This is a genomic window from Micromonospora inyonensis, from assembly GCF_900091415.1.
Taxonomy (GTDB): Bacteria; Actinomycetota; Actinomycetes; order Mycobacteriales; family Micromonosporaceae; genus Micromonospora; species Micromonospora inyonensis.
The window spans coordinates 618,632-639,758 of sequence record NZ_FMHU01000002.1 but is presented as its reverse complement, the minus strand read 5'-3'; the positions used below and the strand labels follow the sequence as shown (position 1 = coordinate 639,758).

The 21,127-nt window shown below is 71.0% G+C and carries 20 protein-coding genes and 1 pseudogene; 9 read left to right on the top strand and 12 right to left on the bottom strand.

Annotated features, from left to right (window positions below; genetic code table 11):
• Nucleotides 1–310: 310 nt before the first annotated feature.
• On the bottom strand, nt 311–1,903 hold the full coding sequence (locus GA0074694_RS17835; protein WP_091459820.1) for a glycosyl hydrolase family 18 protein: 1,593 nt from the start codon (nt 1,901–1,903) through the stop codon (nt 311–313).
• A 244-nt stretch (nt 1,904–2,147) separates the two neighbouring features.
• Between GA0074694_RS17835 and GA0074694_RS17830 the strand changes: the two genes are divergently transcribed.
• Both GA0074694_RS17830 and GA0074694_RS17825 read left to right on the top strand, forming a co-directional pair.
• Nucleotides 2,148–2,642: a glutathione peroxidase gene (locus GA0074694_RS17830; RefSeq protein ID WP_091463356.1), complete on the top strand. Its 495-nt coding sequence runs from the start codon at nt 2,148–2,150 to the stop codon at nt 2,640–2,642.
• Nucleotides 2,643–2,745: 103 nt separating this feature from the next.
• On the top strand, nt 2,746–3,180 hold the full coding sequence (locus GA0074694_RS17825; RefSeq protein WP_091459817.1) for a MarR family winged helix-turn-helix transcriptional regulator: 435 nt from the start codon (nt 2,746–2,748) through the stop codon (nt 3,178–3,180).
• Nucleotides 3,181–3,247: 67 nt separating this feature from the next.
• Here the strand turns inward: GA0074694_RS17825 and GA0074694_RS17820 are convergent, their stop codons facing one another.
• The 3 genes and pseudogenes from GA0074694_RS17820 to GA0074694_RS34255 all read right to left on the bottom strand — a co-directional run.
• On the bottom strand, nt 3,248–3,691 hold the full coding sequence (locus GA0074694_RS17820) for an SGNH/GDSL hydrolase family protein (RefSeq protein ID WP_245714784.1): 444 nt from the start codon (nt 3,689–3,691) through the stop codon (nt 3,248–3,250).
• A gap of 225 nt (nt 3,692–3,916) precedes the next feature.
• A complete protein-coding gene (locus GA0074694_RS33690; RefSeq protein WP_281190367.1) occupies nt 3,917–4,495 on the bottom strand; it encodes an RNA-guided endonuclease InsQ/TnpB family protein in 579 nt (192 codons plus the stop codon).
• A gap of 115 nt (nt 4,496–4,610) precedes the next feature.
• Nucleotides 4,611–5,207: pseudogene (locus GA0074694_RS34255) on the bottom strand (RNA-guided endonuclease InsQ/TnpB family protein); the annotation flags it as partial.
• On the opposite strand from GA0074694_RS34255, the gene tnpA reads away from it, so the two are divergent.
• On the top strand, nt 5,188–5,604 hold the full coding sequence (gene tnpA / locus GA0074694_RS17810; protein WP_091459815.1) for an IS200/IS605 family transposase: 417 nt from the start codon (nt 5,188–5,190) through the stop codon (nt 5,602–5,604). The pseudogene GA0074694_RS34255 and the gene tnpA overlap by 20 nt on opposite strands.
• On the opposite strand, the gene GA0074694_RS34250 is transcribed toward tnpA, so the two are convergent.
• Entirely contained in the window at nt 5,601–5,837 is a 237-nt protein-coding gene (locus GA0074694_RS34250; protein WP_176737993.1) for a hypothetical protein, read from the bottom strand. The genes tnpA and GA0074694_RS34250 overlap by 4 nt on opposite strands.
• A 96-nt stretch (nt 5,838–5,933) precedes the next feature.
• Between GA0074694_RS34250 and GA0074694_RS17800 the strand changes: the two genes are divergently transcribed.
• Nucleotides 5,934–6,287 carry a hypothetical protein gene (locus GA0074694_RS17800; protein ID WP_091459811.1) on the top strand — a complete coding sequence of 118 codons (354 nt, stop codon included), beginning with the start codon at nt 5,934–5,936 and terminating at the stop codon, nt 6,285–6,287.
• 51 nt (nt 6,288–6,338) lie between these two features.
• Here GA0074694_RS17800 and GA0074694_RS17795 read toward each other — a convergent pair whose 3' ends face one another.
• The 5 genes from GA0074694_RS17795 to GA0074694_RS17775 form a co-directional block, all read right to left on the bottom strand.
• On the bottom strand, nt 6,339–6,776 hold the full coding sequence (locus tag GA0074694_RS17795; RefSeq protein ID WP_091459809.1) for a DoxX family protein: 438 nt from the start codon (nt 6,774–6,776) through the stop codon (nt 6,339–6,341).
• A 607-nt stretch (nt 6,777–7,383) separates the two neighbouring features.
• Nucleotides 7,384–8,202: a pyrroline-5-carboxylate reductase gene (gene proC, locus GA0074694_RS17790; protein ID WP_091459806.1), complete on the bottom strand. Its 819-nt coding sequence runs from the start codon at nt 8,200–8,202 to the stop codon at nt 7,384–7,386.
• Between the two features lie 105 nt (nt 8,203–8,307).
• A complete protein-coding gene (locus tag GA0074694_RS17785; protein ID WP_091459803.1) occupies nt 8,308–9,336 on the bottom strand; it encodes a 6-phosphofructokinase in 1,029 nt (342 codons plus the stop codon).
• Between the two features lie 183 nt (nt 9,337–9,519).
• Nucleotides 9,520–10,023, bottom strand: coding sequence for a pyridoxamine 5'-phosphate oxidase family protein (locus GA0074694_RS17780; RefSeq protein WP_091459800.1), 504 nt, complete (start codon nt 10,021–10,023; stop codon nt 9,520–9,522).
• 200 nt (nt 10,024–10,223) lie between these two features.
• Nucleotides 10,224–10,721, bottom strand: coding sequence for a polyadenylate-specific 3'-exoribonuclease AS (locus GA0074694_RS17775; protein WP_091459797.1), 498 nt, complete (start codon nt 10,719–10,721; stop codon nt 10,224–10,226).
• Nucleotides 10,722–11,022: 301 nt separating this feature from the next.
• On the opposite strand from GA0074694_RS17775, the gene GA0074694_RS17770 reads away from it, so the two are divergent.
• On the top strand, nt 11,023–11,715 hold the full coding sequence (locus GA0074694_RS17770; RefSeq protein WP_091459794.1) for a Crp/Fnr family transcriptional regulator: 693 nt from the start codon (nt 11,023–11,025) through the stop codon (nt 11,713–11,715).
• Nucleotides 11,716–11,871: 156 nt separating this feature from the next.
• On the opposite strand, the gene GA0074694_RS17765 is transcribed toward GA0074694_RS17770, so the two are convergent.
• Nucleotides 11,872–12,060: a hypothetical protein gene (locus tag GA0074694_RS17765; RefSeq protein ID WP_091459792.1), complete on the bottom strand. Its 189-nt coding sequence runs from the start codon at nt 12,058–12,060 to the stop codon at nt 11,872–11,874.
• 124 nt (nt 12,061–12,184) lie between these two features.
• On the opposite strand from GA0074694_RS17765, the gene GA0074694_RS17760 reads away from it, so the two are divergent.
• Nucleotides 12,185–15,928 carry an ATP-binding protein gene (locus tag GA0074694_RS17760; RefSeq protein ID WP_245714783.1) on the top strand — a complete coding sequence of 1,248 codons (3,744 nt, stop codon included), beginning with the start codon at nt 12,185–12,187 and terminating at the stop codon, nt 15,926–15,928.
• Nucleotides 15,929–15,959: 31 nt separating this feature from the next.
• On the opposite strand, the gene GA0074694_RS17755 is transcribed toward GA0074694_RS17760, so the two are convergent.
• The gene (locus tag GA0074694_RS17755; RefSeq protein WP_091459789.1) at nt 15,960–16,652 is read right to left on the bottom strand and encodes a lysophospholipid acyltransferase family protein; all 693 of its coding nucleotides are present in this window, start codon (nt 16,650–16,652) and stop codon (nt 15,960–15,962) included.
• Between the two features lie 366 nt (nt 16,653–17,018).
• Between GA0074694_RS17755 and GA0074694_RS17750 the strand changes: the two genes are divergently transcribed.
• From GA0074694_RS17750 to GA0074694_RS17735, 3 genes are all read left to right on the top strand, one after another.
• Nucleotides 17,019–17,852 (top strand): hypothetical protein, encoded by an 834-nt coding sequence (locus GA0074694_RS17750; protein WP_091459787.1) that lies wholly within the window; start codon nt 17,019–17,021, stop codon nt 17,850–17,852.
• A gap of 191 nt (nt 17,853–18,043) precedes the next feature.
• On the top strand, nt 18,044–19,459 hold the full coding sequence (locus GA0074694_RS17745; protein WP_091459785.1) for an alpha,alpha-trehalose-phosphate synthase (UDP-forming): 1,416 nt from the start codon (nt 18,044–18,046) through the stop codon (nt 19,457–19,459).
• A 554-nt stretch (nt 19,460–20,013) separates the two neighbouring features.
• A complete protein-coding gene (locus GA0074694_RS17735; RefSeq protein WP_245714782.1) occupies nt 20,014–20,841 on the top strand; it encodes a sulfotransferase domain-containing protein in 828 nt (275 codons plus the stop codon).
• Nucleotides 20,842–21,127 lie beyond the last annotated feature (286 nt).

The following is a 21,127-nucleotide window of genomic DNA, read 5'->3' as shown; positions in this document are numbered from 1 at the left end:
TCACATCGACCCTTCTGCATGGTGACGTCACCAGCGACCCAGGCGTCCAGCTGCCTCCGCCCGCCGTCGACGGAAGCGTCTGATGGACCAACGACGCAGCGCCCCCACCGTCGCCGCCACGACCACCGCCCCCCGTCGACGGTTCGCCCCGCCCTCCGGGTGGAAGCAGGGGTCCCCTGTTACCGCTTTTTGTCGAGCAGGGGGCCCCTGCAGACACCCGACGCGGGCGGTGGCGGCAGGTGAACCGGACGACGTCGGGGGTGGGGAGCGGACGGGCCGCTCCCCACCCCCGACGGGTGGTGCGCTCGGGTCAGCCGAGGCCGCCCTTGATGGCGCCGATGAGTTCACCGTTGCCGGTGTCGCCGGAGAGTTCCCAGAAGAACGCGCCGCCGAGGCCCTGGTTCTTCGCGTACGTCATCTTGCCGCCGATGGTGGCCGGGGTGTCGTAGCTCCACCAGTTGCTACCGCACTTGGCGTACGCCGTGCCGGCGACGGTGCCGGTCGCCGGGCAGGTGTTCTTGAGTACCTTGTAGTCCTCGATGCCCTGCTCGTACGTGCCCGGGGCGGGACCGGTGGCGGTACCGCCGGGCGCCGTCTGCGTGACGCCCGTCCACCCCCGGCCGTAGAAGCCGATGCCGAGCAGCAGCTTGTTCGACGGGATGCCCTTGCTCTTGAGCTTCTGGATCGCCGCGTCGGAGTTGAAGCCCTGCTGCGGGATGCCGGTGTACGAGTACAGCGGCGAGTGCGGGGCGGTCGGCCCCTGGGGGTTGAACGCGCCGAAGTAGTCGTAGGTCATCACCATGAACCAGTTGAGGTTCGACGCCGCGCCGGCGTAGTCGGTGGCATCGATCTTGCCGCCGCTGCTGCCGTCGGCGGTGATCGCGCTGGTGACCAGTGCCGAGGTGCCGAACCGGGACCGCAAGGCGGAGATCACGTTCTTGTACGCGTTCGGGCCGCTGGCGTCGCAGGTGAGGCCGCAGGCGTTCGGGTACTCCCAGTCGATGTCGATGCCGTTGAAGACGTCCGCCCAGCGCGGGTCCTCGACCAGCCTGTAGCAGCTGTCGGCGAAGGCGGCCGGGTTCTGCGCGGCCTGGGTGAAGCCGCCGGACCAGGTCCACCCGCCGAAGGACCAGATCACCTTCAGGTGCGGGTACATCTTCTTCAGCTTGCGGAGCTGGTTGAAGCTGCCGCGCAGCGGCTGGTCCCAGGTGTCCGCCACGCCGTCCACGCTGTCGGCCGCGGTGTACGCCTTCTCGTAGTCGGCGTAGCTGTCACCGATCGTGCACCGACCCCCGGTGGTGTTGCCGAAGGCGTACATGATGTGCGTCATCTTGGCGGCCGAGCCGCTGGTGTGGATGTTCTTGACGTGGTAGTTCCGGCCGTAGACGCCCCACTGGGCGAAGTAGCCGACCACCTTCTTGTCCCCGGTCGGCGGTGGCGTGGTCGGCGGCGGGGTCGTCGGGGGCGGGGTGGTCGCCGTGGCCGTGGGGGTCGGCCCGGTGCCGCCGCCGCAGGGCGCGCCGTTGACGGTGCAGTTGAGCGGGGCCCGGTACGCCCCGGTGCCGTTGTAGCCCCAGCTGAACGTGCCGCCCGGCGCGATGCCACCGGCCCAGCTCTTCTTGACCGCGATGTAGTGGTCGCCGCTGCGGGTGACGTCGGCGTCCCACGAGCTGCTGATGCTGGTGCCCGAGGGAAGGTCGAACTCGATGCGCCAGGTGCTGACCGGGGCGTCCGAACCGTTGGTGATGGTAACCCGCGTCTCGTGACCGGTGCCCCAGTCCTGCACCTTCGTAAAGGTGGTGGTCACGCTGCCGGCGCCGAAGGCCGAGGTCATCGGGACCGCAGCAACGGTCACGGCGACCACGGCGCTGGCCCAGAGGGCTCGGCGGAGTGATCTTCTCATGCGGCGTCTCCCTGAACAGTTAGGAAACTTTCCAAAAGGTTAATTGAGACGTTACTCACGCTGTCATGAGTTCGTCAAGATGTACGTGTATGGATTTCCCTACCGGATCTCCGCCCGTCAACGGGATGAACCCGGTCCGTGACCGGGCATCGACGCGGCGTCGGGCCGCGGCCACCCGGTGTCCACCCTCCCGGTCGGCCCGGTGCCTGCCGGCGTACGGCTACGCGACGGTAGCCTCGCCGGCATGAGCGTCTTCGACATCGGGATCAACGCCCTCGCCGGCGGTCCGGCCAACCTCTCCGACCACCGGGGGCGCGCGCTCCTGGTGGTGAACGTGGCCTCCCAGTGCGGCCTCACACCGCAGTACGCCGGCCTGCAGAAGCTGTACGACGCCTACGCCGGGCGCGGGCTGGTGGTGCTCGGGGTGCCGTGCAACCAGTTCGCCGGACAGGAGCCCGGCACGGCTGACGAGATCGGCGAGTTCTGCCGGGTCTCCTACGGGGTGAGCTTCCCGTTGACCGAGAAGGTCGAGGTGAACGGGCCCGACCGGCACCCGCTGTACACGCTGCTCACCCAGGCCACGGACGCCGACGGACACACCGGCGACGTCCGCTGGAACTTCGAGAAGTTCCTCGTCACGCCGGACGGCACGGTGGCCGCGCGGTTCGCGCCCACGGTCGAGCCGGACGCCCCGAAGTTGCACGCGGCGATCCAGCGGGTCCTGCCGGCCACGACCTGAGCCGGGGCACCCGCCCTACACCTCGCCTCGACCGGGTCGATGGCACGTCCGTCCACACTGCGGAGGCGACCACCGTCCCGCACATCGACGACCCGGGAGTGCCATGAAACCGACCAGCCGGCCCATCGGCTACTGGCTACGCCACCTGCACAACCTGATCGAGGCGCAGTTCGAGGCCGCGCTCGCCGAGGAGCGGCTCGGCCGGCGGCACTGGCAGACCCTGCACCTGCTGCACGAGGCCCCACGGACGTCCGCCCAGTTGGCGGAGGCCCTGGCCCCGTTCGGCGCGGACGGTGGCGGCACCGTGGACGATCTGACCGCACGGGGCTGGGTGGCCCGGGGAGACGATGGCCGGCTCACCCTGACCACGGAGGGCCGGACCGCCCACACGCAGGTGGCCGCCCGGGTCGAGGCGGCCCGCGACCTGCTGATGCGCGGCCTCACCACCGAGCAGTACGTGGAGACGGTACGGGTGCTCGCGGTGATGGCCGGCAACCTCGAGTCGGCCCGGTCGACGGCCGCCACGGAACGTCGGTAGCCGCGTCCACACGCAACCGGGCCCGCCGCGTCGGTACGCGGCGGGCCCGGCGCGGCGCACGGTCCGGTCAGCCCGCGATGGAGCGGAAGACCGGGTAGTTGCCGCCCGACTGGCCGGCCGCCGTCGGGTGGTAGGACACCCCGATGTCGAGGATGTTCAACGCGTGCAGCCACTTCTCGTAGTAGCTGCACAGCTGATGGCCCACGAAGGCGCTGCGCACGTCGGCAAAGCGGAAGCCGTGCGCGCCGGCCCGGCTACGGATGATGTCGTCCACCAGGTTGATGCCCTCGTTGATCTTCGCCCGCGCGGTGTCGCTGAGCCCGACGCACGGGGTGTTCAGCTGGTAGAAGACCGGGTAGCCGACGACCACGACCCGGGCCGAGGGGGACCGCGTCGTGATGCCGTTGTAGACGTTGTCCAGCAGGCGGGGCAGGTCGTTGCGCGCCTTGACCATGGCGGCGTCCACCGCGGCCACGCACTGCGTCGTGCCGTAGAGCACGCAGGAGGTCATGATGTTGGCGAAGCCGACGTCGTTGCCGGCCGACCTGGACGCTGACCAGGGTGGTTGTCGAGGTCAGTGCCGAGAGCTGGGTGTTGATGACGCTCGTGGTGGTGGCACCCGAGCAGGCGACCGAGCGGTAGGAGGCCGGCTTCACGTTGGTGGCGTACAGCGCGGGGTAGGCGTTGTTGCTGCGCTTACAGCTGCCACTCTCGGTCGTTTGACGATCTCTCCGTCCTAAAGGGCGGAGATTCCCTCCACGCTGCGCGTGGAACACGCGGCGTCCGGGCGGATTCCTGCTTCTCGACGCGAGGTCGGCCGCGGTGCCGGCACAAGTGCCGGTCTTACCCGAGTTCCACAGGCGTTTGAGTTGTCCCAGCGTCCCTGGGCCAACACGTTGATCGCCGCATTGACGTCCCGGTCGTGGACCGCGCCACACAGGCAGGCCCACGACCGGACGGACAGCGGCTTGGGTCCGTCGATCCGGCCGCATACCGAGCACGTCTGTGACGTCGGTGCGAACCGGTCGATCTTCCCGAAGGTTCGCCCCCAGCGGGCGGCCTTGTACTCCAACATGCCGACGAACGACGACCATCCGGCGTCGTGGACGGACTTCGCCAGCCGGGTCCGGCCGAGACCGACGACGCACAGGTCCTCGACGTACACCGCTTGGTTTTCGCGGATGATCCGTGTCGAGAGCTTGTGCTGCCAGTCCCGCCGGGTGTCGGCGACCCGAGCATGAGCGCGGGCGACCTTCACGACGGCCTTCTTGTGGTTGTTGCTGCCCCGCTGCTTGCGGGTCAGATCCTGTTGCAGCCGCTTGAGCTTGCGCGCCGCGCGGCGCAGGAACTTCGCCCGCGGCGACCTTCGTGCCGTCCGAGAGCACTGCGAAGTGCGTCAGGCCCAGGTCGATCCCGACCTCGGAGTCCAGCTCGGGCAGCGCCTCGGCCGTCGTGGTCACCACGAACGAGGCGAAGTGCCGGCCCGCCGCGTCCTTGACGATCGTGACCGAGCTGGGGTCGGACGGCAGGCCCCGTGACCAGCGGACGTCCAGGTCGCCGATCTTCGGGAGCCGGAGCCGGCCGTTGTCCAGCACCGTGAAGCGGGCGTTGGCGGTGAACCGGATCGCCTGCCGGTTGTCCTTCCGCGAGCGGAACTTTGGCGGGGCCACCCGGCGTCCCTTGCGCTTGCCGGTGACCGAGGCGAAGAAGTTGCGGTACGCCACGTTCAGATCGGCCAGCGCCTGTTGCAGGACGACGGCGGAGACCTCGCCCAGCCACTCCCGCTCCGGGGTCAGCTTGGCCTGGGTGATGACCTGCTTGGACAGGTCCCCGTCCGAGACGTACGGCAAGCCCTGCTCGCGGGCCTCCTGCCGTGCGCGCAGCCCGTCGTTGAACACCACCCGCGCGCACCCGAACGCCTTCGCCAGCTCGATCTGCTGGCCGGGCGTCGGATAGACGCGGAAGGTGTACCGGAGCTGCACGGACGACACTGTATCATGTTGGTTTATGGCTGATCTTGGAGGCATCCGCACTGGTAGACACTGTGTTTTCGCGATGCACGTCCACTTGGTTTTCGTGACGAAGTTCCGGCACAAGGTGTTCGCCGACCTGCACCTCTCCCGCATGGAGGCGATCATGCGGGACGTGTGCGCCGACTTCGAGGCCGAGCTGGTGGAGTTCAACGGCGAGAACAACCACGTCCACCTGCTGGTCAACTTCCCTCCCAAGGTGGCGGTGGCCCGGCTGGTCAACTCCCTCAAGGGCGTCTCCTCGCGCCGCTTGCGACAGGAGTTCCCCGACCTGACGCGGCACTACTACCGGGCCAACAAGCTCTGGTCGGGCTCGTACTTCGCAGGCTCCGTGGGCGGGGCACCGCCCAGCGTCGTGAAGCAGTACATCGAGCAGCAGAACCAGCCCGGTTAGGGCACTGCTCGGGCCTTGGCGGCCCTCCCAGCGCGGGCCTTCACCCCGGCCTGAAGGCCGGAGCACTGGCCCGCATTCCGGTAGCTGCCGGCACCGACGCCGGAGGCGTACGAGTCGCCGAGCGCGACGTAGCGGTCGGTGGCCGCCGCCTGGGCGGGAACGGCCGTCACAATGGTGGCGCCGAGAGCCGCTGTCAGGCTCAGGGCGAGGGTTACCAGGCGGGATTTCCGCACGTCGCACACTCCCGGGGGCTAGGAGAAAGATCAGCAAGAGATAGATATCACTTAATAGCCTCGTACCTGCGCGGCTTCGGGTTCCTGCTGGCGGCGTTGCTGGTCTCGACCATCCTCGGCCAGGTGGGCGACGTCATCGGCATCGTGGCGATCGCGGCGATCGTGGGCCTGGCCATCTGGGTCGTCCGCAGCTACCTCCGGTTCCGGGCCGCACGGGAGGCCGACCGGCAACGGCTGGAGAAGAGCACCGCCCGGTACCGGCGGGACCGGGACCGCTGGCGACACAGCTGGTTCTGCAGCGCCTGCGGGGCGAAGGCCGTGGAACGGAAGCCGAACCACCGTTCGCCGGCGGACTCCGGCACCACGTCGACCAGTCAGCGGGGTGACGGGCACCCGCAGCGTCCGCCGAGGTCCCGGCGGCGCAACCCACGTCCCTCGCGAGCGGACTGACGCCGACCGGAGCGGCCTGGCCAGAGCGGGCCACCCCGGTCGGCTCCGTGGTCAGGCGGAGGTGGCCATCTCCTTCTCGCGCGCCCCGCCCTTGCGCCGGCTCAGCAGGTGGTCCAGAGTCCAGCGGCCCGGGCCGAGGACCGCGATGAGCAGGAATCCCCAGCAGAACAGCACGGCGGGTTCGCCCCGGTTGTTCATCGGCAGCAGCCCCGTCGGCTGGTGCACGATGAAGTAGGCATAGGCCATCGATCCGGAGGCGAGCACGGCGGCCGGTCGGGTGAAGAGGCCGATCAGGACGAGCGGGCCCGTGATGACCTGGATCAGCGAGCCGTACCAGTCCGGCCAGAGGCCGACCGGGATGGCCTCCCCGGTGCCCGCGAAGCCCTCGAACATGCCGAAGACCGTAGACAGCCCGTGCGACGTGAACAGCAGTCCGATGACTATTCGGAACAGGTTGTACACCGGCTCGGTGAGACGGTTGGCAGCCACAAGCATCCCTTCGTCGATACATACCCACAGGCGTTGCACTGACCGGTGCCGGCTCTCGTGGCACCTACGGACCTTTCCGTCTCCTCCGCCAGCGCCTCGGGTGACACCCGGCTGCGGCCCGGCACTGTCGAAAGAGTCGAATGTTGACTCAGCAAAAATCCGCTACATCCTTTATGCGCCATTGATGCTGTTAAGTCAATAGATGCGCGGCCAGTGACGGGAGGTCCCGAACCGTAGGTGGGGCACGGCATTCCGCCGCCGACCGGATCCTCCCGCACCGATGTCTACGATGGAGGATGGCGTTCGGTTCACGTGCCGCACCGACGACTAGAAGGTTCGCCGCCGGCCAGCAGCCGATCCACGCGGCTCTCCGCCCCCGGCAGCGGGTACCTGCCCGATCTGGGTTGAGCTGCCCCGACGTGTCGGATTGGGGGATTGTCACCCCACGCGCGGGCACGGGCGAGAGTGGACATTCGCGCCGGGGCCAGCACCAAACCGGAGGGCACCGCGCAATCCGGCGTCGGACACAATGGACAGTCGGACGGACACGCCGGACGGCCAGGGGCCAGCGGGATCCGCGCCCGCCGGCTCCTGGGTCGAGCGGTGGTCAGGTGGCCTGCGCGGCCAGTTCCCGGGCCCGGTCGCGGGCCGCCTCGAGTGCGGCGAGCAGCGCCGCGCGTACGCCGTGCTTCTCCAGCTCGCGCACGGCGGAGATGGTGGTGCCGGCCGGCGAGGTGACCGCCTCGCGGAGCTTCACCGGGTGTTCGCCGGAGTCGCGCAGCATCACCGCCGACCCGATGGCGGTCTGCACGATCAGTTCGTGGGCCACCTGGCGGGGCAGGCCGAGCAGGATCCCGGCGTCGACCATCGCCTCGACCAGCAGGTAGAAGTAGGCCGGGCCGGAGCCGGAGAGGGCGGTCACCGCGTCCTGCTGCGACTCGGGCACCCGGATGGTCGCGCCCAGCGGCTTGAACATCTCCTCGGCCAGGGCGAGGTGTTCCCCGGTGGCGTGCGCGCCGGCCGAGATGGCGGTCATCGCCTGGTCGACCAGGGCCGGGGTGTTCGTCATGACCCGGACGACCGGGGTGCCGGCGGGCAACCGCCGGCTGAAGAAGCCGGTGGGCAGGCCGGCGCAGAGCGAGATGACGAGCTTCCCGTCGGGGATCCGGGGGCCGACCTCGTCGAGCAGCACCCCGGCGTCCTGCGGCTTGACCGAGATCGCGAGCACCTCGGCGTCCCGCACCGCGGTCAGGTTGTCGACCACGCGGACGCCGTACCGGGTGGCGATCTCCTCGGCGCGTTCCGGGCGACGCGTGGTGGCCAGCAGCCGGTCGGCCGGCCAGCCCGAGCGCAGCAGCCCGGAGAGCATCAGCTCGCCGATCTTGCCGGCGCCGATCACCGCGACCGTGTGCACCCCAGTCGACATCCCGCCGTACCCCTTTCGTGTCGCCTACGCCGACCCCGCGCCGCCGTCCCGGCGAGCCGGTGCGCGCGGGGCGGCGGACGCCGGAACGCCCGCCGCCCCACCCGGTCAGCTGCCGAAGAAGACCTCGGCCTCGGCGTACCGCTCCAGCGGCACGGTCTTCAGCTCGCGGGTGGCGTCGGCGAGCGGCACCCGGACGATGTCCGTGCTCTGCATGGCGACCATCTTGCCCCAGTCGCCCTCGTGCGCGGCGTCGATCGCCTGCAGGCCAAGGCGGGTGGCGAGCACCCGGTCGAAGGCGGTCGGGGTGCCGCCGCGCTGGATGTGGCCGAGCACGACGGTGCGGGCCTCCTTGCCGGTCTTCGCCTCGAGCTGCTCGGCCAGCCACTGGCCGATGCCACCGAGCCGGACGTGCCCGAAGGAGTCCAGCTCCTGGTTGTGCAGGACCATCTGGCCGTCGAGCGGCTGCGCGCCCTCGGCGACGACGACGATCGGGGCGTACTGGTGCTGGAAGCGCTTCTCGACGTAACCGGCGACCTGCTCGACGTCGAACTGCCGCTCCGGCAGCAGGATCACGTTCGCGCCACCGGCGAGGCCGGCGTGCAGCGCGATCCAGCCGGCGTGCCGCCCCATCACCTCGACGACCAGCGTCCGGTGGTGGCTCTCGGCGGTGGTGTGCAGCCGGTCGATCGCCTCCATGGCGATGTTGACGGCCGTGTCGAAGCCGAAGGTGTAGTCGGTGGCGCCGAGGTCGTTGTCGATGGTCTTCGGCACGCCGACGACCTTGACGTCCAGCTCGTGCAGCTTGGTGGCGACGCCGAGGGTGTCCTCGCCGCCGATCGCGATCAGGGCGTCGACGCCCTGCGCGGCGAGGTTCTCCTTGATCCGCTCGACGCCGTTCTCGATCTTGAACGGGTTGGTGCGGGACGAGCCGAGGATGGTGCCGCCCCGGGGCAGGATGCCGCGGACCTCCGCGATGCCCAGCGGGCGGGACAGGCCCTCCAGCGGGCCCTTCCAGCCGTCCTGGAAGCCCACGAACTCGTGGCCGTACGTGGCGACGCCCTTGCGGACCACCGCCCGGATCACCGCGTTGAGACCGGGGCAGTCGCCACCGCCGGTGAGCACGCCGATACGCATGATCTGCTCATCCTCCTGGAGCCTCGGTTAGCCCAAACAAAGCCCCAGGATATGGGTCGGATCCGACCATCGGCGCCGTTGCCGGCCCGGGGCGGGCCGTCAGAGCGCACTGTAGCCGCCGCTGTCCTGCGCCGACAGCGCGCCCCGGAAGGTGTCCACCTGCCGCCCCCGGCTGTTCACGGCTCAGTAACTGACTGTGTGGTTGCCGCCGGGCCGGGGCGTCCGGCCGGTCACCGCCGCCCGGGCGGCACCGAGCAGGTTGACCACCGTGCTGCTCGGCGAGTCCCAGTACTCGGCCGAACTGGCGTGCACCTTGATCAGCGTCAGTCCGGGCGTACCCGGGCCGTCCGGGAACCACACCCGCAGCGCCGGGTGCCAGAGCCGCTCGACGTCGGCCCGGTCGCTCTCCTCTCGGGCGGTGCCGGAGACGGAGAGCCAGGTCTGTCCCCGCTGGTCACCGAAGGCCGCGTTGACCTCCGGATTGACCCGGATCTGCCGGACCTTGGCCGAGTCCGCCCGGGTGAGGAACCACAGGTCACCGTCGAACTCCGTCTCCTGAAGCACCATCGGACGACTGACCTGCCGGCCGTCGACGGCGATCGTGGTGAGCATGCAGACGCGTGCGGCGCGGACCAGTTCGGTGATCCGCTGCCGGGCCTCGGCGTCCGTCGTCGGCTCAGAACCCATGGCGACACTCCCTCGCGTCGGTTCCGCGCGGACCGGGGTGCTCCGCCCCGCGCCGGCTCGACGAACCGGTGCCCGGGACGGAACCGCCCAAACCTGGTACGACCGACCCGACGCCAGGACGGTCGGAGATGTTCCGCCCGACACGTGGCGACCACGTCACCGCCGGTCACCGGGGCGCGCCGGTCGCCGGTGCGGTCGACTCAGTCGCCGGTCATCGCCCGCCAACGGGCGAGGTTGTGCCGGGCGTCGACCAGCGCGTCGTGCCGGGCCGCCTCGGCCGCCGGCAACGACGGACGACCCCGGTCGTCCCAGAGCTGACGAAGCTCCTTGGTGAACCGGGGGATCTCCCGGGGCAGGGTGATCATCGAGCCCCAGAGCTGGGCGAGCGCCACGTGGTCGTACGCGGCGTACCACGCCCAGAGTTCGATCTGCTCGTCCGGCCGGCCACGGACCGGTTCGACCAGGAAGTCGAGCAGGTCCGCCCGGATGCGCTCCCGGGACCGCCACGCCCTGTCGGCGGGCGAGGGCAGCTTGTCGAGCACGTTGCGACGCACCCAGGGCACCGCGCGGGTGTCGTCGAACTCGGTGGAGACCGCGTAGAACTCGCGGCCGAACTCGTCGACGACGCCGATCGACACGAGGTCGATGGTGCGGCCGTCCTCGATGAACTCACAGTCGTAGAAATAGCGGTAGACCATCCCGGTCATCCTCGCGTACCCCGGTGGCGGCCCGACCGGCGGGGGCGGCGTCCACCCCCCGGTCCACCGCGCCCCCGCGCGGTCGCCGCCCGACGCCGGACCGACCCCCTCACCATGCCATCCGCCGCAGCTCAGGATTGTCACGGAAGTGATTTCAGGGGTGTACAGCAAGCGACATGGACGTCATGATCTGATGTGTACCGCTACCGGACGCCGAACCGGTGTCAGTTCACCTCCACCCAGGGGCTGTCAGGTTCACCCGGCTGCGAGTTGTGGTCCTTGACCGGGGAGGGGTTGGGCCGTGGAAATGCGCCTGCCGGAGCCGGGTGACGCGCTCACGGGAGTGGAGATGTTCGCCGGCCTGGAGCCGGAGGTCCGTCAGCGGGTGATCGCGGCGGCGGTACCGCGCACCTACCGCAAGGGGCAGTTGCTCTTCGTGGAGAACGACCCCGGCGAGTCTTTGATCGTGCTCCGCAGGGGCGCGGTCGCGGTGTTCCGAACCGCCCCGACCGGGGAGCGGGCCGTGCTGTCGGTGATCCGGCCACCGGACGTGCTCGGCGAGGTTTCCCTGCTCGACGCCTCGACCCGCTCGGCGTCCGCCGAGGCGATCGAGGACTGCAGCGCCCTGGCGCTGTCCCGACCGGCCTTCATGGAGCTGGTGCACTCCAACCCGCGCATCCTGGACGCGGTGATGCGCTCACTGGGCGCCCTGATCCGCCGGCTGACCGAGCAGAACGCCGATCACGTCTTCCTCGACCTGCCCGGACGGGTGGCCAAGACGCTGGTCCGGCTGGCGGGGGAGAGCCAGGCTCCGATGATCACGATCGAGCTGAACCAGTCCCAGCTGGCGGAGATGGCCGGCGGCTCCCGGCAGAGCGTCAACCAGGCGATCGGCTCGTTCGCCAGCCGGGGTTGGCTGCGGACCGAGGGACGCCGGATCGTGGTGACCGACGTGGCGGCGCTCCGCCGCCGGGCGGGCATGGCCGACCGCTGACCGGCCCCGTACGGTCCCGGGCGTGGCCCCCGCGCGGTCCCGGGACGGTCGCCCCCGTACGGTCCAGGATGGCGGTTGCGGCCGGGCTACCGGGGGCGGATACGACGGTGTCCCGCGCACCGGGTGGTACGCGGGACACCGGACGCGGTGCGTCGGTCAGGGCTTCGTGCTGGTCGGCCCGACCCACTCGGTGCTCGCGTCGCCGCCCGACTTCGGGACCTCGGTGACGACACCGGCGGCCTGGAGCTCGGCCAGGGTGGCGGCGTCCACGTCGACGGTCTCCCCCGCGGCGTGGTTCACGCCGTCGCCGTCGGTCCACTCGGTGTTCAGCCGGACGTACACCATGGAATTTTCCCCCTGTGTGTTCGAATCTGGGCTGACTGAATGTAGCCGTTCCTCGCGACAAAGACACTGTCCGTAAGCCAACAGGCGGGTACCCGACAGCAGCCCGTAACCGCGATACTGAGCAGTGGACGGTCCCGGTGGGCCGTCGACCGGCCACTTTCGGTCACCGCCGCCCCGGCGTGACGCGCCCGGCCGGCTCACTCGGCTCGGATCGTCCCGGGAGGTTGGCATCGCCGCCCACTGTGTCCAGTGCGGCCGACGCACTGCGCCCGATGACCGCTTCTGCGGTGGCTGCGGTGCGGGACTGGCCCTCACCTGCGAGCACTGCGACCGGCCGCTCGCCCCGGACGCGGCCTTCTGCACCGGCTGCGGCCGGGCCCGGTCGAACCGCGACGCGCACCCGGCGGTCCGGGTCGGCGGCCCCGCCCCGACCACACCGGGGCAGGAGGACCGGCGCCGGGTCAGCGTCCTCTTCGTCGATCTGATCGACTTCACCCCGTACGTGGAACAGTCCGATCCGGAACTGGTCCGGGGGTTGCAGACCGGCTTCTTCTCCGCCGCCCGACGGGTGATCGGCCAGTACGGCGGGGTGGTGGAGAAGTACATCGGGGATGCGGTGATGGCCCTCTTCGGTGCGCCGGTCGCGACCGAGACCGACGCGCTGCGCTGCGTCCGGGCCGGGTTGGAGCTGCAACGCGTGTTGGCCCGCTTCGCTCCGGTGGGTGCCGACGGACTCCGCTTCCGGGTCGGAGTGGCCACCGGCGAGGCGCTGGTGGACGTGGCCGCCGCACACCACGGCGGTCAGGCCATCGTGGCCGGGGACGTGGTCAACACCGCCTCGCGCATGCAGTCGGTCGCCCCGCCCGGCGGCGTGCTGGTCTGCGGTACGACGTACGGGCTCACCCGGGGCGCGATCCGCTACGAGCAGCAGCCGGCGGTCACCCTGAAGGGGCGCTCGTCGCCGACCGAGGTGTGGCTGGCGCTCGGCGCGGCCCAGCGGCGCGCGCCGGACCGGGAACCCGACGCCACTCCGCTGATCGACCGGGAACACGAACTGGGCCTGCTGGTCAACGCGCTGGACCGGGCGACCCGGGAGCGGATGCCGCAGCTGGTGACGGTGTTCGGCCGGGCCGGGATCGGCAAGAGCCGACTGGTGCGGGAACTGTACCGGCACACCCGGGCCAGCGCGGACGCGTCGCTGACCTGGCGTACCGGTCGGTGCCCGCCGTTCGGCGAGAACGTCACGTTCGCCGCGCTGGCGGACATCGTCAAGTCCGAGGCCGGCATCCTCGACACCGATCCGGCCACGGCCGCCGCGCCCCGCCTGCGGGCCGCGGTGGCCGACCTGGTCGGGCCGGGCGAGGCGGACCGGCTGGTGGACGCGTTGTGCCCGCTGGTCGGCCTGCCGGGGCCGACGCTGCCGGCCGAGGAGACCCAGTCCGCGTGGCGACGGTTCCTGCTGGCCCTGGCCGCCCGCCGGCCCACCGTGCTGGTCTTCGAGGACCTGCACTGGGCCGACGAGAAGATGCTGCGCCTGGTCGAGCTGCTCGGGGCCTCGGCGCGCGACGTGCCGCTGCTGGTGCTCGGCACCGCCCGGCCCGAGCTGATCACCCGGGACCCGACCTGGGCGGGCACCATCGCCGGGTCGCTGACCATCACCCTGCCGCCGCTGCGTCCGAGCGGGATCACCTCGCTGTACGCGCACCTGTTCGGCCAGTCCGCCTTCTCCCCCGACCTGATCAACCCGCTGGTCGAGGTCGCCGACGGCAACCCGCTCTACGCGCACGAGTACGTGCGGATGCTGATCGAGCAGGGCTTCCTGCGCCAGTCGGGGCGGGGCTGGCTGTTGAAGAAGCAGGACGGGCTACCGATCCCGGACAACGTGCACGCGGTGATCGCCAACCGGGTCGACCTGCTCGATCCGGCCGACCGGGCGGTGCTGCTGGCCGCCTCGGTGGTCGGCAGCCAGTTCTGGCCCGGTGCGGTCGCCGCCGCGCTCGGGCAGCCGGTCGAGGCGGTGGAGCGGGCGTTGCGCCGGCTGGGTCAGCGGGACTTCGTCGTCGAACTGCCCGCGTCCACCATGGCCGGGCAGGCCGAGTACCAGTTCCGGCACATCCTGGTCCGGGACGTCTGCTACCAGCGGCTGCCCCGCACCGAACGGGTCGCCCGGCACGAGCGGACCGCCTACTGGATCGACGCGCTGGCCCGGGGGCGGGACACCGACCTGGCCGAGGTGCTGGCCAACCACCGCTGGGCGGCGCACGAGATCGCCCGCACCCTCGGGCTGGACACCGTCCGGTACGCCGCGGCGGCGCGCGAGGCGCTGCACCGGGCGGCGCGGCGCGCGTACACCCTGCACGCCCTGGACGCGGCGGCGCACCACACGGCCCGGGCGCTCGGCCTGGCCGACGGCGCCGACCCGGTGGACCGGCTCCAGCTGGAGCTGCTCGGCGCGGAGATCTCGTTCTTCCGCGACGGCGCGGCGTTCCTCGACGCCGGTGGCACCGAGACCCTCACCGACCTGGCCGAGCGGCTCTTCACACACGGCGATGTCGGCTGTGCCGCGCGGGCCTGGACGCTGCTCGGTCGCGCGGCGTGGATCCGGGCCGACCGGGACACCGCGCTGGGCCGGCTGGCCCGGGCGGTCCAACTGTTCGAGGGGCTGCCCGACACCGAGCAGAAGGCGGACGCCTACGCCGAGCTGGGACGGCTGCACATGCTCAACAACGAGAGCGCGGAGGCGGTGGCGGCGGCCAGCACCGCCGCCGGGATCGCCGAGCGCCTCGGGCTGGTGGAGGCCCGGGTGGACGCGCAGATCACCGCCGCCACGGCCCGCTACCAGGCCGGCGACCGGACCGGGGTGGACGAGCTGCACGCGGCGTTCGAGACCGCGCGGGCGCAGCGGCTGCTCGCCCTGCCCCGGGCGATGCAGAACCTCGCCTACGTGGTCTGCGAGGAGGGCGACTGGGTCCGCTCCAACGAGCTGCTCACCGAGGCGGCGGAGTTGTCCGGCTCCCCCGGGCTGACCACCGGGTACTCCGGCGAGGCGATGCGGGCGTACTTCGAGGGCGGGTTCAAGGCGCTGCTGGCCGCCGCGGACGCCTTCGTGGACACCCCGACCGGCCGGTGGGACATGCAGGTCCGCGGGTTGCGTGCCTGCCTGCGGATCCTCCGGGACGAGCCGGTGCCCGGCGAACGGGGCGGGTCCGGGGCGGGCGAGCGGGGCGGCCGGGCGGGCGGGCCGGGACCGGTACTGACCGCGGTGGACCCCCAGGCGCCCCGGCCGGCCGACGACGTCAGCGACGCGCTGGACACCGCGCGGCGCAGCGGGTTCCGGCGGTTGCACTGGACCACGCTCGGCATCAGCGCGCTCTGCCGGGCGTTGCAGGGCCGTACCGGCGAGGCCTCGGAGCTGCTGGCGGAGCTGGACGACTCGTGGTCGGCGGTGCCGGCGCTGCTCAGCGGTGAGTGGATCGCGGCGGCGGCGTACGCGGCGGTGCTCTGCGGACGGGACACGGCGGTGCAGGTACGCGGGATGCTGGACCGGGCTCCGCACCGGACGCCGTGGACCGACGCCGCGCGGCAGACCGTGACCGCGGCGCTGGCCGCGACCGACGGCGACCACGGTCGGGCCGGCCAGCTCTACGGTGCCGCCGCCGAGCTGTACGGGCGGATCCCGGCGGTGACCGACCGGATGCTGGCACTCGCCCTCGCCGCGAAGGAGCTGGAACGGGCGGGCGACCCGGCGGGTGCGGCCACCGTCCTGGGCGAGGTGCGCGCGTTCGCGCTGCGCAACCGCGCCCCCGGTCTGCTCCGCCTCGGCGACCCGGCCCGTCCCACCTACTCCTCCCCCACCCTGGCCTGCTGACCCCGCCCGCCCCTCTGCGGGACGGGGCGGATCAGGCGGGGACGGGGGTCGCCTGCTGGTTCTTGATCTTCTGGGCGTAGATGTCGACGTACTCCCGACCGGAGAGTTCCATCAGCTCGTACATGATCTCGTCGGTGACCGCGCGTTCGACGAAGCGGCCACCGGCCATGCCGGCGTACCGGGAGAAGTCGAGCGGGGCGCCGAAGCGGATCTTCACCTGGGCGACCTTGGGCAGGAGCTTGCCCGGGGGCTGGATCTCGTCCAGGTTGAGCATGACCACCGGCACCACCGGGGCACCGCTCTCCAGGGCCAGCCGCGCCACGCCGGTCTTGCCCCGGTAGAGACGGCCGTCCGGCGAGCGGGTGCCCTCCGGGTAGATGCCGGCGACGCCGCCGGCCCGGAGTATCGCGAGCTGCGCGTCCAGCGCCGCCTGCGCGGCCCGGCCGCCGGAGCGGTCGATCGGCAGGGTGCCGGTGCCGACGAAGAAGAGCCGGGTCAGCCAACCCTTGATCCCCTTGCCGGTGAAGTACTCGGCCTTGGCGACGAAGGTCACCCTCCGGGGCACGATCAACGGCAGGAAGATCGAGTCCGAGAAGGAGAGGTGGTTGCTGGCCAGGATCACCGGCCCGGTGGCGGGCAGGTGCGCGAAGCCCTCGACGTGAGGTCGGAAGATCAGCCTCAGCCAGGGACCGAGGATGACGTACTTCATCAGCCAGTACAGCACCGGGTGTCCTTCCCGAAGGGGTCCGTGGCGGCGCGCCGGGCGTCCGGCGCGAACGCCGGGTCGACCGAGGGCTCACGGACTGTCGTCCCTGAGCCTACGAACCGGAAGCGAGGGCCCACAACGGGCGCCCCGCAACCTTCGGGGACGGGTAGGTCACACCGGGTCTCCCGGCCCGCCGCATGCTCGCACCTCCCGCACAAACAGACAAAATTCCATGGCCGCGACCTGCGGCGGTGTCGTTGACTTTCGGCAACGCGCCACAACGCACTCCCGGAACCGGGGGCGGACGTGTCACGATTCAGGACACGGCGTGCGGGCGGGGGCGCCGGAGGACCTGCGCCGTCAGGCGCGAGGAGGAGGACGCCGGTGTCAGCGGGTGGGGCACGCCGGGGACGGCGGGACAACGGGCTCGACGCGAGCGAGTACGCCGTCGCGGGCGACGTGGATCCACGTGTCGGTGAGCACCTGCTCGACGTGCTCGCCGCGGGCGGCATCGCCGCCTACCTGCAACCCTCGGCCGACCTGAACCCGGTGACCCGGACGACCACCGTGCCCGCCCGCCCGGTGGACCGGCTCTACGTCGACCGCTCCCACCTGACCACCGCCCGGGACTACCTCACCCAGCTCAGCGACGAGGGCGTCAGCGGGCAGACCCGCCCCGGCGAGCCCGACGTGGAGGCCGAGTGGGCCCGGATCGTGGCCGGCTTCCACCGCGCCCCGTCGCCCGGTCCCTCGCCCTGGCCGGCCGCCGAGGAACTGGACGACACCCCGGAGAGACCGGGCGGCGCACTCGGTCGTACCGAGGAGGGCACCGGCCCGACCGTCACCGGTGTCCGGCCGCTCCCGTCCGCCACCGACATCTCCGGTGTCTCGGTCGGACGGCGACGGCCCGACGAGCCCTCCCTGCTGGACGGCCTGGACACCTTCGGCGCGGACCTGCCCGACGGCCCGGACGACGAGGGCTACACCCCGCCGCCGCCCCCACCACTGCCTCCGGTCTCCAAGTACGCCGTGGCCGGTGTGCTGGCGGTCGTGGTCGGCTTCGTGCTCTTCCTCTTCCCGTCGGTCCTGCCGGTGGACCGCGCGGTGGTGACCCTGCTCGGATTCACCGGTATCCTCGCCGGCTTCGTCACGTTGATCTGGCGACTGCGTCCCGGCGACGCGGAGGACCACGACCCGGACGACGGCGCGGTCGTCTGATCGGTTCCGTCCCTGACCCGGTTCCGCCGCGGCTGTCCGCATGGCGGGACATCCGGCACCCGGCCAGGGGAAGTAACAGCGGTGTAACTTACGGTCAGTAGGAATACGGTTGTAGCGTCACGTCCCCTCGCTGACTGCCCGCTTCCTCCCCACGCGGGCGGTCGACCCCGCGGCAGATCGGAACGACCGAGATGCGACAGAGTTCCCTCGTGGTGATGGCCAACCGCCTGCCCGTCGACGACAGCGTGGCGCCCGACGGTGCGTGCGAGTGGCGCCGCAGCCCCGGCGGCCTGGTGAGCGCCCTGCACCCGCTGCTGAAACACACCCCCGCGACCTGGATCGGCTGGGCCGGCGGCACCGGTCCGGCGCCCGCCCTGCCCGACGTGGACGGCGTCCGGCTGCACACCGTCCCCCTCACCCCGGAGGACTTCCGGGACCACTACGAGGGCTTCGCGAACGCCACCCTCTGGCCGCTCTACCACGACGCGGTCGAGCAGCCCGAGCACCACCGGCGCTGGTGGGAGGCGTACCAGCGGGTCAACCGGCGGTTCGCCGAGGCCGCCGCCGCGGTGACCGAGCCGGGCGGCGTGGTCTGGGTGCAGGACTACCACCTGCAACTGGTGCCCGCCCTGCTCCGCGACCTCCGCCCCGACCTGCGGATCGGCTTCTTCCTGCACGTGCCGTTCCCACCGCCCGAGCTGTTCATGCAACTCCCCCGCCGGGCCGAGCTGCTGCGCGGGATCCTCGGCGCGGACCTGGTCGGTTTCCAGCGCGCCCATGCCGCGCACAACTTCGCGCAACTGGTGGCCAAGGTCATCGGCGTGCCCGCCACCGACCGGCAGGTCGAGGTGGACGGCCGCACCGTGCGGGTGGGTGCCTTCCCCGTCTCCATCGACACCGCCGAGATGGCGGCGCTGGCCGCCCGGCCGGACGTGGTGGCCCGTGCCGACCGGCTCCGCAACGACCTCGGCGACCCGGAACACGTGATCCTCAGCGTCGACCGGATGGACTACACCAAGGGCATCGAGCAGCGGCTCAAGGCGTACAGCGAGTTGATCGCCAGCGGTGACGTCAAAGTCCAGGACACGGTCATGGTGCAGGTGGCCGTGCCCAGCAGGGAGCGGGTCGGGCAGTACCAGATCCTCCGGGACCGGGTCGAACGCGAGGTCGGGCGGATCAACGGCGAGTTCGGCCGGGTCGGCGAGCCGGCGATCCACTACCTCACCCAGCCCTTCGACCGGGCTGAACTGGCCGCCCTCTACCGGATGGCCGACGTGCTGGCGGTGACCCCGCTGCGGGACGGGATGAACCTGGTGGCCAAGGAGTACGTCGCCGCCCGCGTGGACGACTCCGGGACCCTCCTGCTCAGCGAGTTCGCCGGGGCGGCGGCGGAGCTGTCCCAGGCCTACCTGGTCAACCCGCACGACCTGGAGGGACTCAAGCAGGGCTTGCTCGCGGCCCTGCAGGCCGACCCGGCGGACGCGGCTGCCCGGATGCGAGCGATGCGCGAACACCTGCACCGGTACGACATCCGTTCCTGGGCCCGCTCCTACCTCAGCGCGCTGGACGAGAACGGTTCACTGCTGCACGAAATGATCACCGACTGAGCCTCGATCCACCGACGCGGTTGCCGCCGAACATCAGTTGTTCATTTCGGTATCGGGGGATTCGGCGGGTGTACGGGATCGCCGATCACGCGATCGGCTTGCTCCGGATGTACTCGTTCGGCGTGGAGCGGGTTGTGGCCTGTGGCCCGACCGGGCCGGACCGAACCCGATGCCCTGCTCCTGCTTGCCGTGTACCCGGCGCAGCATCGGATCGACATCCACAAAGGTCAGCACGACAGCCGACACATCCGGATCCTGGGCGCCACCGCTCACCCGACCGTGGAGCGAACCGTCCAGCCCGGACGCGACGCTTCGCCGCTGTGACGAGTGCGAGCGGGACGGTTCAGGCTGGCGGGAAGGCCCGTCATGGCCCGAAGGCGCCCTTCACCGGCCCGCAGGCTGGGCGACGGTCGCCCGTTCGATAGGTTGGGTCTGCTATGGACAGACCAACCAAAAAGCGGGGAGGACCGTTGCGCCAACCGACGGTTCGGTACCAGAACGAGGTCATGGACAGCGGACGGTGGGAGGGCTTCCCGTTCCGCGAAGGTGACATCGTGGTTTCGACCCCCGCGAAATGCGGGACGACGTGGACCCAGACGATCTGCGCCCTGTTGATCTTCCAGACACCGGAGCTGCCGGCACGGCTGGACGACCTCACCTACTGGCTCGACATGTTGACTCGCAGCCGGGACGACATCTTCGCGTTCTACGAGGCGCAGCGCCATCGCCGTATCATCAAGACCCATACGCCCATCGACGGACTGCCCATCCATGATGGGGTGACCTACGTCGCGGTCGGTCGGGATCCCCGGGACGTCGCGATCTCCTGGGACGCCCATTTCCAGAACGTCGCCCAAGAGGCCTTCGGCGCGATGCTGGCGGCCGGCGGTAGCCCGACCCAGGAGCCCGCCGATACGGCTCCGGCGCCTGCGGAGTCCGCGTACAACCGGTTCTGGGCCTGGCTGGAGGACACCAGTGTGCAGGTGGGCCTGCCGTCGATGCTGCACCACCTGTCGGGGTTCTGGGCCGAGCGGGAGCGGCCCAACGTGCTGCTGCTGCACTACGACGATCTGAAGTCAGATCTTGAAGGCCAGATGAGGTTCCTCGCCGAGCGCCTCCGAATCGAGGTGCCGGAGTCGCGGTGGCCGGATCTGGTGCGGGCGGCGACATTCGACTCGATGCGCGGCCGGGCGGAGGCGCTGACCCCGGTCACGGCGATGTGGCGCGATCCGAAGCGGTTCTTCAACCAGGGTGTCAGCGGCCAGTGGCGGGACCTGCTCGACGAAGATGACCTGCGACGATACGAGGATCGGGTCGCGAAGCTGGCCGAGCCCGACCTCATCGACTGGTTGCACCGCGGCCCCATCGTCCCCGCCCGCTGACCCTACGCCGCCCTCCTCCTCGCTATCCCGCCTTAACCAGTCGTAGTTGTGTGGTCTGGAGTATTACCAGCTCATCGGCATGATCCGTGCCGAGGTACGCCGACAGGGAAACTGTCGATGTCGATGCTACGGGTCCGGCCGACGGGGCGATCGCACTGTCGGTCTGTTGTGTTCGGTCGTCGGACGGGCAGGCTCTTGCGCTTGTGTTGACCGATGAGATCGTCCGGTGGCGGACGGGTCTGGACGACCTGCGCGGCCGGCTCGCGCACCGGTTCGGCCGCTCGGA